Annotated in this window: 9 protein-coding genes; 7 read left to right on the forward strand and 2 right to left on the reverse strand. The window is 59.6% G+C overall.

The window, feature by feature from the left end:
• The first annotated feature begins 3 nt into the window (after nucleotides 1-3).
• The 7 genes from lepB to ALFI_RS16115 all read left to right on the forward strand — a co-directional run bounded on the left by lepB (nucleotide 4) and on the right by ALFI_RS16115 (nucleotide 7,714).
• Entirely contained in the window at nucleotides 4-1,356 is a 1,353-nt protein-coding gene (gene lepB / locus ALFI_RS16085; RefSeq protein WP_014776596.1) for a signal peptidase I, read from the forward strand.
• A gap of 1 nt (nucleotide 1,357) precedes the next feature.
• The gene (locus ALFI_RS16090) at nucleotides 1,358-1,966 is read left to right on the forward strand and encodes an IMPACT family protein (protein WP_014776597.1); all 609 of its coding nucleotides are present in this window, start codon (nucleotides 1,358-1,360) and stop codon (nucleotides 1,964-1,966) included.
• Nucleotides 1,967-2,034: 68 nt separating this feature from the next.
• Nucleotides 2,035-4,824 carry an excinuclease ABC subunit UvrA gene (gene uvrA, locus ALFI_RS16095; RefSeq protein WP_014776598.1) on the forward strand — a complete coding sequence of 930 codons (2,790 nt, stop codon included), beginning with the start codon at nucleotides 2,035-2,037 and terminating at the stop codon, nucleotides 4,822-4,824.
• Between the two features lie 2 nt (nucleotides 4,825-4,826).
• Nucleotides 4,827-6,041, forward strand: a complete 1,215-nt coding sequence (locus ALFI_RS16100) for a M16 family metallopeptidase (protein WP_014776599.1) — start codon at nucleotides 4,827-4,829, stop codon at nucleotides 6,039-6,041.
• Nucleotides 6,042-6,045: 4 nt separating this feature from the next.
• On the forward strand, nucleotides 6,046-6,642 hold the full coding sequence (locus tag ALFI_RS16105; protein ID WP_014776600.1) for a type 1 glutamine amidotransferase family protein: 597 nt from the start codon (nucleotides 6,046-6,048) through the stop codon (nucleotides 6,640-6,642).
• Nucleotides 6,642-7,289, forward strand: coding sequence for an O-methyltransferase (locus tag ALFI_RS16110; RefSeq protein WP_009598302.1), 648 nt, complete (start codon nucleotides 6,642-6,644; stop codon nucleotides 7,287-7,289). Before ALFI_RS16105 ends, ALFI_RS16110 begins: the two co-directional genes overlap by 1 nt.
• A 104-nt stretch (nucleotides 7,290-7,393) precedes the next feature.
• Complete coding sequence (locus ALFI_RS16115) at nucleotides 7,394-7,714, forward strand: nucleotide pyrophosphohydrolase (protein WP_009598235.1); 321 nt, start codon at nucleotides 7,394-7,396, stop codon at nucleotides 7,712-7,714.
• 165 nt (nucleotides 7,715-7,879) lie between these two features.
• Here the strand turns inward: ALFI_RS16115 and ALFI_RS16120 are convergent, their stop codons facing one another.
• Nucleotides 7,880-8,791 carry a hypothetical protein gene (locus ALFI_RS16120; RefSeq protein ID WP_227042145.1) on the reverse strand — a complete coding sequence of 304 codons (912 nt, stop codon included), beginning with the start codon at nucleotides 8,789-8,791 and terminating at the stop codon, nucleotides 7,880-7,882.
• A gap of 131 nt (nucleotides 8,792-8,922) precedes the next feature.
• Complete coding sequence (locus tag ALFI_RS16125) at nucleotides 8,923-10,665, reverse strand: phospho-sugar mutase (protein ID WP_014776601.1); 1,743 nt, start codon at nucleotides 10,663-10,665, stop codon at nucleotides 8,923-8,925.
• Nucleotides 10,666-10,843: the final 178 nt, after the last annotated feature.

Genomic DNA, 10,843 nt, shown 5'->3' on the forward strand with positions numbered 1-10,843 from the left:
AATATGGGAAAAATCAAGGCATTCTTCCGCAACAAATGGGTCGGCTTCGCGCTCGCCTCGCTGCTTTACACGCTCTGGTTCGTCGTATGGACCGGCAATCTCTGGATGCTGCTGGGGCTGGCGGTGATCTTCGACCTCTACATCACGAAGTTCTTCTACCGCTACGTCTGGTGCCACAACGCGCGTATGTGCCAGCAGAGCAAGGTCTACAAGACCGTATACGAATGGGTAAACGCCATCATCTTCGCCACGGTCGTGGCTTCGCTGGTGCATATCTTCGTCTTCCAGATGTACGTCATCCCGACCTCGTCGATGGAAAAGTCGCTGCTGATCGGCGACTATCTCTATGTGAGCAAGGTGACCTACGGACCGCAGATGCCCAACACGCCGCTGTCGTTCCCGTTCGTGCATCACACGATGCCCTTCTCGCAGACCAAAAAATCGTTCTCCGAAGCCGTCAAGTGGCCGTACCACCGGCTCAAGGGGTTGCGCAAAATCAAACGCAACGACGTGGTGGTCTTCAACTTCCCGGCGGGCGACACCGTCCTTCTGGAGAATCAGAACGCCACCTATTACGACGTGCTGCGCAGCTACGAGGATTCGTTCGGCAAAGAGGAGGGACGCAAGCGTCTGGCCGAAAAATACACCATCATCAGCCGCCCCGTGGACAAACGGGAGAATTACATCAAACGCTGCGTGGCCGTTCCGGGCGACTCGCTCGAAATACGCAACGGGCAGGTGTGGGTGAACGGCGCGCCGCAGGAGGGGATTCCGGGCATCCAGTACCAGTACGCAGTACAGGTGTCGTCGCCCCTTTCGCAGTACGCCATCGAGAATCTCGGCATTACGGAGTACCGGGGCAACGGCTCGGTATACGACATGTTCCTGACCGAAGAGGCCGCCGGGAAAATCGAAGCCCTGAACAACGTGATCTCCGTCCGCCGCTACATTTTCTCCCCCAATACGGAGGTCTTCCCGCAGTGGAAGGAGCCGCACTGGAGTCAGGACAACTACGGACCGATCTGGGTGCCCAAGAAAGGCGCGACGGTGGAGCTGACGGCCGAGAACCTGCCGCTGTTCCGCCGCATCATCGAGACGTACGAGGGGCACTCGCTCGAAGAGCACGACGGCAAAATATTCATCGACGGAGCCGAGGCCAACAGCTACACGTTCGGCATGGATTACTATTGGATGATGGGCGACAACCGCCACAATTCGGCCGACTCGCGGTTCTGGGGCTTCGTTCCCGAAGACCATATCGTCGGCAAGGCTTCGTTCGTCTGGCTGTCGCTCGACGCGAACAAATCGTTCCCGGCGAACATCCGCTGGAACCGTCTGTTTACAAAGGTGCGGTAGGGTGGAACCGGAGGACAGCTATCTGACCATTGCGGCGCCCGCCGAGGCGGCGTCGAGGGAGCGGAGCAGCAAGTTCCTCGCCTATGCCTACCCCGTGCAGCAGGAGGAGCAGATACGCGAAATCCTCGACGGACTGCGCAAGAAATACTACGACGCGACGCACCATTGCTACGCATGGCGGCTGGGGCCGGGAGGCGCCGCATTCCGGGCCAACGACGACGGAGAACCGTCGGGAACGGCCGGGAAGCCGATTCTGGGACAGCTGCTTTCGAACAACCTGACGGACTGCCTGATCGTCGTGGTCCGCTACTTCGGCGGCACGAAACTGGGGGTTCCGGGGCTGATCGCCGCATACAGGGAATCGGCGGCGGAGGCGATCGCGGCGGCCCGAATCGTCGAACGCACCGTAGACCGCACGATCCGCGTCGATTTCCCCTACATCGCCATGAACGACATCATGCGCGTCATCAAGGAGCAGCAGCCTAAAATCGCATCGCAGGAGTTCGACAACCTCTGCACGATGGTGCTCACCATCCGCGAAAGCCGCGCCGGGGAGCTGACCGAAAAACTGAAAAAAGCCGGAGGAAGCATCGCCGGCGAGGACATTTGAGAATCGAAAGTTAAAAATCGAAAACCGGAAATGCGGTCCGCCGCATTCCGCGGTTTCAGCGATACGAAATGACACACGAAAAATCCATCTATATCAAAGGCGCGCGGGTCCACAACCTCAAGAACATCGAGGTCGAGATTCCGCACGACAAACTGGTCGTCGTAACGGGCCTTTCGGGTTCGGGAAAATCGACGCTGGCCTTCGACACCATCTTCGCCGAGGGACAGCGCCGCTACGTCGAGAGCCTTTCGGCCTATGCCCGGCAGTTTCTGGGCAAAATCAACAAACCCGACGTGGACATCATCACGGGCATCGCGCCGGCCATCGCCATCGAACAGAAGGTCAATACGCGCAACCCCCGTTCGACGGTGGGCACGACAACCGAGATATACGACTACCTGAAACTGCTGTTCGCCCGCATCGGACACACCTTTTCGCCCGTATCGGGACAGGAGGTGCGCTGCTACAGCGTGGACGACGTGGCGACATACATTCAGGAACTGGGCGAGGGGAGCCGCGCCGTCATCGCCGCGCCGCTCGTGCTGGCCGAAGGGCAGGGAATCATCGAAAAACTGACGCTGCTGCTCTCCGACGGCCTGATGAGAGTCTACACCGACGGTCAGACGCGCCTGATCGAGGAGATACTCCCCTCGATCGACGAAACGACCGGAGCCGCGGATATTCAGGTCGTGATCGACCGCATGCGCATCGCGCCGGACGACGACACGCAAACCCGCATCCGCGACTCCGTGGCGCGCGCCTTCTCCTACGGCGACGGCATCTGCACCGTCATCTCGGACAAGGGCGCGGCCGAATTCTCGTCGCGCTTCGAGGCGGACGGCATCGAATTCGAACATCCGTCGGAACACCTTTTCAGCTTCAACAACCCGCTGGGGGCATGTCCCCGCTGCGAGGGATACGGCAAGGTGATCGGCATCGACGAGGATCTGGTGATTCCCGACAAGGGCAAGACCATCTACGAGGACGCCATCGCCTGCTGGCGGGGCGAGACCATGCGCAAATGGAAGGAAAAGCTGGTGGAGAACGCCTATAAGTTCGATTTCCCGATCCATACGCCGTTTCACGAGCTGACGCAGGAGCAGAAACGGCTGTTGTGGCGCGGCAACCAATATTTCCACGGTCTGGACGAGTTCTTCGCCTACATCGACTCGGAGCGACGGAAAATCCAGTTCCGCGTGATGAAGGCGCGCTATACGGGCAAGACGACCTGTCCCGAATGCGGGGGCAGCCGCCTGCGCAAAGAGGCGCTTTACGTCCGCATCGGCGGCCGGAACATCGCCGACCTCGTGGTGATGCCGGTGGACGAGCTGATCGTATTCTTCAACGGACTGCAGCTCGACGAACACGACACGAAAACCGCGGCCCGCATCCTGATCGAAATCCGCAGCCGCCTGCAATACCTCACCGACGTGGGACTGGGCTATCTGACGCTCGACCGGCTTTCATCGACCCTGTCGGGCGGCGAGAGCCAGCGCATCAACCTCTCGACCTCGCTGGGCAGCAACCTCACCGGCTCGCTCTACATCCTCGACGAACCCTCGATCGGCCTGCATCCGCGCGACACCAACCGGCTTATCAAGGTGCTCAGACAACTGCGCGATCTGGGCAACACGGTGATCGTCGTCGAGCACGAGGAAGAGGTGATCCGCGCCGCCGACTACATCGTGGACATCGGTCCCAAGGCGGGTTACAACGGCGGCGAAGTGGTTTTCAGCGGTACGCTGGCGCAGCTTCTGAAAAACAAAAAAAGCCTGACGGCGGATTACCTGACGGGCCGCCGCGCGATCGCCCCGCCCGCCGCGGAACGCGGATGGAGCAGTTCGATCGTCATAAAAGGCGCCCGCGAGAACAACCTGCGCAATATCGACGTGCGGATTCCGCTGGGCGTGATGACCTGCATCACGGGAGTCAGCGGCAGCGGCAAATCGTCGCTGGCCAAGGGAATACTCTATCCGGCGCTGCGGCGCATGCTCTTCGACACGGGCGTCAAGCCCGGCGACTTCGACGGCATCGTCGGCGACGTGCAGCTGCTCAAATCGGTCGAGATGATCGACCAGAACCCCATCGGCAAGTCGTCGCGTTCGAATCCCGTGACCTACATCAAGGCCTACGACGAAATCCGGCGGCTGTTCGCCGACCAGCCCTACGCCCAACATACGGGGCTGGGGGCTTCGGCATTCTCGTTCAACATCGCGGGCGGCCGCTGCGAAGAGTGTCAGGGCGAAGGGGTCATCAAGGTCTCGATGCAGTTCATGGCCGACGTCGAACTGGTCTGCGAAGCCTGCGGAGGCAAACGCTTCCGCGACGAGATACTCGAAGTCAAATACCGCGGCAAGTCGATCTACGACGTGCTGGAGATGACCGTGGACGACGCGATCGCGTTCTTCGGCGAGGAGAAGAAGGATTCGACCTGCAAACGGATCGTCGAGCGGCTCAAACCGCTGCAGGACGTGGGGTTGGGCTACATCAAGCTGGGCCAGTCCTCTTCGACCCTGTCGGGCGGCGAGAGCCAGCGCGTGAAGCTGGCGTCGTTCCTGACCAAGGACAGCGCGCAGGGCGGCGTGATGTTCATCTTCGACGAACCGACGACGGGACTTCATTTCCACGACATCAACAAGCTGCTGGCGGCATTCAACGCGCTGATCGAACGGGGACACACGATCGTCATCGTGGAACACAACATGGACGTCATCAAATGCGCCGACTGGGTTGTGGATCTCGGTCCCGAAGCGGGTACGGGCGGCGGAAGAGTCGTATTCGAAGGCACTCCGCGCGCATTGGAACAGTGCCCGGATAGCTATACGGGCAAATTTCTCAGCCTGCGCACGAAATTATAATCATGGAATTCTTCACATACAGATTACCCAACGGCATCCGGGGCATCCACCGTCAGGTGAAAAGCAACGTGGCGCACTGTGCGCTGGTCGTCAATGCCGGAAGCCGCGACGAACACCCCGACCAGTACGGGCTGGCGCATTTTACGGAACACGCCTTCTTCAAGGGCACCCGGCGCCGCCGCGCATGGCAGGTGAACTGCCGGCTGGAAAACCTCGGCGGCGAACTGAACGCCTTCACGACCAAGGAGGACACGACCATTCACGCCACGACCCTGCGGGGCGACTTCCCGAAGGCCGTCGAGCTGATCGCCGACATCGCCTTCCGCTCGACGTTCCCCGACCGGGAGCTGGAACGCGAAAAGGAGGTGATCGCCGACGAGATCAACACCTACAAGGACTCGCCCGCCGACCTGATATACGACACGTTCGAAGAGATGCTGTTCGCCGGCTCGGAGCTGGGCCACAACATTCTGGGCCGCAAAGCCGCGCTCATGCGCTACGACGGCGACGCGATCCGCGCCTTCACCGGCCGCACGCACACGACCGACCAGATGGTCTTCTCTTCGATCGGCAACTTCTCGGCCAAGACGGCCGAGACCGTCGCGGCGCGCTATTTCGCGCAGCAGGCGGCCACGACGCGCGGATTCGTCCGGGCCGCGACCGCACCCCGGCCGCCGTTCGAGAAGACCGTGGTGAAGCATACCCACCAGACACACTGCATCATCGGCGGCCGCGCGTACGGCATCGGCGAAGAGAAACGCCTGCCGCTGGCCCTCGTGACCAATATTCTGGGCGGGCCGTGCGCCAATTCGCTGCTGAACGTCGTGGTGCGCGAGAAAAACGGACTGTCGTACAACATCGAAGCCAGCTACACGCCCTACAGCGACACGGGGATCGTGGCCATCTACTTCAGTTCGGAAAACGGCAACACGGCGCAGTGCATCGACCTGATCGAAGGGGAGCTGCGCAAACTGCGCACCGCGCCGCTGACGGGCCGCCAACTGTCGATGGCCAAAAAACAGTTCATCGCCCAGCTCGCCATTTCGAGCGAGAGCAACGAGGGCTACATGCTCGGCGCCGGAAAAAGTTTCCTGACGCACGACGACGTGGACACGATGGAACAGGTCTACGCCAAGGTGCGTTCGCTGACCGCCGTGCAGCTGACCGAAGTCGCCGAAGAGGTATTCTCCGGCATGTCGAGACTGATTTATAAATAAGGTTATGGAAAAAGAGATCGTATTCGTCCTGCTCGACGAATTTGCAGACTGGGAGGCGGCGTTCCTCGCCCCGGCCCTTTGTTCGGGCGTCATGCCGGGCCGTCCGGGTTCGTACGCCGCAAAATACATGTCTCCCGACGGAGAGTCCGTCCGGTCGATCGGCGGATTGCGCGTAACGCCCGATTACGACGCTTCGACGCTACCGGAAAGTTGCGCCGGGCTGATTCTGGTCGGCGGCATGCAGTGGGAGTCGGCCGCCGCCCGGCGGATCGCGCCGCTCGCAGGCGAAGCGCTGAAGCGCGGGATTCTCGTCGGCGCCATCTGCAACGCAGTTTCGTTCATGGCCGCGAACGGCCTGCTGAACAGCGTACGGCATACGGGCAACACGGTCGAAATGCTGAAACAGTGGGGCGGGGCGAACTACACGGGCGACGCGCTCTACGAGGAGCGGCAGGCCGTGCGCGACGGCAACGTCGTGACGGCAAACGGCACGGGGTATCTCGAATTCACCCGCGAATGCCTGCTCGCGCTCAAGGCCGACACGCCCGACCGGATCGAGGCATCGTACAAGTTCAACAAATACGGATTCTGCAGGCAGTAATGGACGCGCTCGAACAATATATCCGCGACCACACCTCGCCCGAAGAGGAGTTGCTGCACGAACTGGACCGCGAGACCAACCTGCGGGTCATACAGCCCCGCATGCTGTCGGGCCATATTCAGGGCCGCCTGCTGGAAATGCTCGTGCGGATGCTACGCCCGCGGCGGGTGCTCGAAATCGGGACTTTCACGGGTTACTCGGCCCTCTGCATGGCCGCAGGGCTGGAAGGGGAGGCCGAACTGCATACCGTCGAGGTTGAAGACGAACTGGAAGAGCTGGCGCAATCGTTCTTCGACCGCAGCGCGCACGGCTCCCGCATCCGGCTCCACATCGGTTCGGCGCTGGATATAGCTCCCGGACTGGGCGGTGTGTTCGACCTCGTATTCATCGACGGCGACAAGCGCGAATACCCGGACTACTACCGGATGCTGATGGGCGACGACGGCGGCTGTCCGCTGGTGCGCAGCGACTCGGTGCTGATCGCCGACAACATCCTCTGGTCGGGAAAAGTCGTGCAGCCGATCGCCCACAACGACCGCCACACGCAGGCGGTGATGGAGTTCAACCGCATGGTCCGGGAAGATCCGCGCGTCGAAAACGTAATCGTACCGCTGCGGGACGGCCTGAACCTGATTCGGATAAAATAAGCCGGAAACAACCGATTAGGATATTGTAAAATGACTTTTTCCTGCTTTCCCCGACACGGAGAAAGCGGGATTTTTTCGTACCTTTCGGAAAAATCAACGGACAAATGGAACTAAGCGAATTACAGCGACGGGTCGATGCGTGGATCAAAGAGTACGGAGTGCGCTATTTCAGCGAACTGACCAACATGGCCGTGCTCACCGAAGAAGTAGGGGAGCTGGCCCGCATCATGGCCCGCAAATACGGCGACCAGTCGTTCAAGGAGGGGGAGAAATGCAATCTCGCGGACGAGATGGCCGACGTATTATGGGTGCTGACGTGTCTGGCCAACCAGACGGGCGTGGACCTCACGGCGGCCATGGAAGCCAACTTCGCCAAAAAAACCTCGCGCGACAAAGAGCGGCACCGCAGCAATCCGAAACTCTGACGGAGCGCATTCTCACACAAGCGGAGCGGCGACTCGGATTAAACTTCCCGACAGGCCCGCTCCGCTATTGCCGTGGAACGTGCCCGGCACGGTACAGCGCGTTTGGTGCGAGCTTTCGCGCGGGGGCCAGCAACTCTTCGTCGTCGGCAATCCTTCGGGCCGAAATCACTCCACGATGTCGATGCAGATCGCACCGTATTTCCCCCGCACGCCATAGGTCTGCACGGCTTCGACGGGAAGCATGTAGAAATAGTGCATCGGCACGTCCGCCGACACCGAGAAGGCATCGGCCCGGCACATCTTCAGCCACGATTCGATCGAGGAAAAAGCACCGTTGAAAACCACGAGCGGCACCCGGTCGGGATAGATGTCCCCGATAACGACGCCCCGGCCGGCGCCGTAGCGCGCCATCGTCGCAGAGTCGGTGTATATTTCGAGCGTGCGCAGGATCAGCCCGTCGATAAACTGGAAGCTACTGCCCGGAACCCGCTCCCCGTCGAGCAGATAAACGGCGTCGGGCGGCAACGTACGCCAAAGTTCCTTGGGAACCTTGAATAGGGAGAGCTCGCCTCCGGCCCTGCGCACCGAATCGTATTCGTCGCGCAGCGTGTAGGCGGCGATATGCTTTGGGGCGCTGCGCCACTTGTGTCCGGGTTCGTCGTATACGTCGTCGGCCCACGTATATCCCGCAACGTTGCCCAGCAGGTGCGGACGCACGCCTTTTTTCCGGTTGCGCTCGGTAAAGAATTTCAGCAAACGCACTTTCTCGCGCCGGGTAGTGTCCGACAAGCGCATCCGGCGGTTTTTAGCCTTCACCTTACGCACGTTCCACAATGTCACCGCATCGTATGCCGCAGCTTCGGTCGTACGCCGCCGGTTGAGTTTATAGGCGAACGGACGCGCGGCGGCCAAGGAATCGGCCGCAAAAGCGGGGGAGGGCAGATCGGCGATCGCTTCCTGCCGCGCCTCGTCGAAGCGCAGCTGCGCTTCAGGCCTGCGGGGTTCCTGCGCCGCCGCACTCCCCATATATATACATGCCGCAACCAAAGCCGCCGTACGGATAAACATATTTTTCATTTCAAAAGCTACTAAAATTTTAGTAAAAGTAATACTAAATTTTTAGAAGTGCAAATTCCAACCGGGGTAATATGACAAAAAGCGCCCCGGCCTGAGGACCGGGGCGCTTTTGTCGGACTGGGCAGCCGCGGCTACTCCAGTTTGAGGTCTTTCTTGATGGCTTCGATCTTGGCGTCGAGTTCCGCCTGCACCCGCTCGAAATCGGCGACCGATTCGAGCGGAGCCTTTACTCCGAAGTAGAACTTAATCTTGGGCTCCGTTCCCGAAGGACGCACCGAGACGATCGAACCGTCCTCGGTGAACCACTGAAGCACATTGCTCTTATCCTGCTCGATAGGGCTCTTCGCACCGCTCTTCACGTCGGTCGTTTCGAGCGACAGGAAGTCGTTGATCTTCACCACGGGCGATCCCACGATGGTCTTGGGCGGGTTTTCCCGGAATTCGACCATCATCTTCTGAATCAGCTCGGCGCCCTCCTTGCCCTTGCGTACGACCGACACGAGGCCCTCGCGGAAGAAGCCGTACTTCACATAAAGCTCCTGCAGCCACTCGTAGAGCGTCAGGCCCATCGTATCCATGGCCCAAGCCGCCGCCTCGGCCGCCAGCGAGCAGGCCGACACGGCGTCCTTGTCGCGTACGTAATCGCCGGCCAGATAGCCGAAGCTCTCCTCGCCGCCGCCGATGTATTTGGCCTTGCCCTCGTTCTCGCGGATAATCTTGGCGATATACTTGAAGCCCGTCAGGCAGTCGTAACACTTCACTTTGAAGTAGTCGGCCACGGCGTTCGCCATCTGCGAGGTCACGATGGTCTTCACGACATACTGGTTGCCGTCCAGCTTGCCGCGCTCGGCCCAGCGAGTCAGCTGGTAGCTCAGCAGCAGCACGAGGGTCTGATTACCGTTCAGCAGCACGTATTCGCCCTTCTTGTTGCGCAGCGCAACGCCGATGCGGTCCGAATCGGGGTCCGTGGCCAGCACCAGATCGGCGCCCTCCTTGGCCGCAAGGTCGATGGCCATCGACATGGTCTTGCGCTCTTCGGGATTCGGCGACTCGACGGTGGGGAAGTTGCCGTCGATAACGGCCTGCTCCGGCACGAGCTTCACGTTCGTGAAGCCGAACTTCTTGAGCGACTCCGGCACCAGACGCACGCCCGAACCGTGCAGCGGGGTGTAGATGATCTTCATATCGTGGTGCTTTTTGACGCTTTCGGGCGACAGCGACAGCTCATGCACCTTATTTAAATAGATTTCGTCGAACTTCTCGTCGAGGATCGTGATGTTCTGCGGGTTCTTGCCCAGCTGGATCATGTTCACGTCGGTAATCTTGGCGACCTCGGCGATGATGTTCTTGTCGTGCGGCTCGGTCACCTGCGCGCCGTCGGTCCAATAAGCCTTGTAGCCGTTGTACTCCTTGGGGTTGTGCGAAGCGGTAACGACCACGCCCGAATGGCATTTCAGCTCGCGGATGGCGAAGCTCAGTTCGGGCGTCGGACGCAGTGCGTCGAACAGAAAAACGGTGAATCCGTTCGAGGCGAAAATGTCGGCGACGCGCTCGGCGAACATACGCGAATTATTGCGGCTGTCATGGCCCACGGCGACCCGGATCTGCTCGCCCGCGAAGTTCTTGCGCAGGTAGTTGGCAAGCCCTTGTGTGGCAGCGCCTACCGTGTAGACGTTCATGCGGTTGGAACCCACGCCCATGATGCCGCGCAGGCCGCCCGTACCGAATTCGAGGTCTTTGTAAAAGCTCTCGACAAGTTCTTTCATATCGTTGTCCATCAGGTATTTAACCTGCTTCTTGGTAGCTTCGTCATAGTGGCCGTCAAGCCATGCCTGCGCCTTTTTCAGCACCGATTGTTCTAATTCGTTAGCCATAAGATTATTAGTTTTACTTATAATTTAAATGTATATTAATTTAAAAAATTTATATGCAAATATACAAATTATATTTCTATTATTCAATATCAGGGAGTTAAAATTGAGTGTCCGGAAACCGTTGTTTTTCTATATATAAAAAAAGTGAAATTGCAACATAAATTCGGAAATCTTTTTG

Source organism: Alistipes finegoldii DSM 17242 (genome assembly GCF_000265365.1).
GTDB classification, from domain to species: Bacteria; Bacteroidota; Bacteroidia; order Bacteroidales; family Rikenellaceae; genus Alistipes; species Alistipes finegoldii.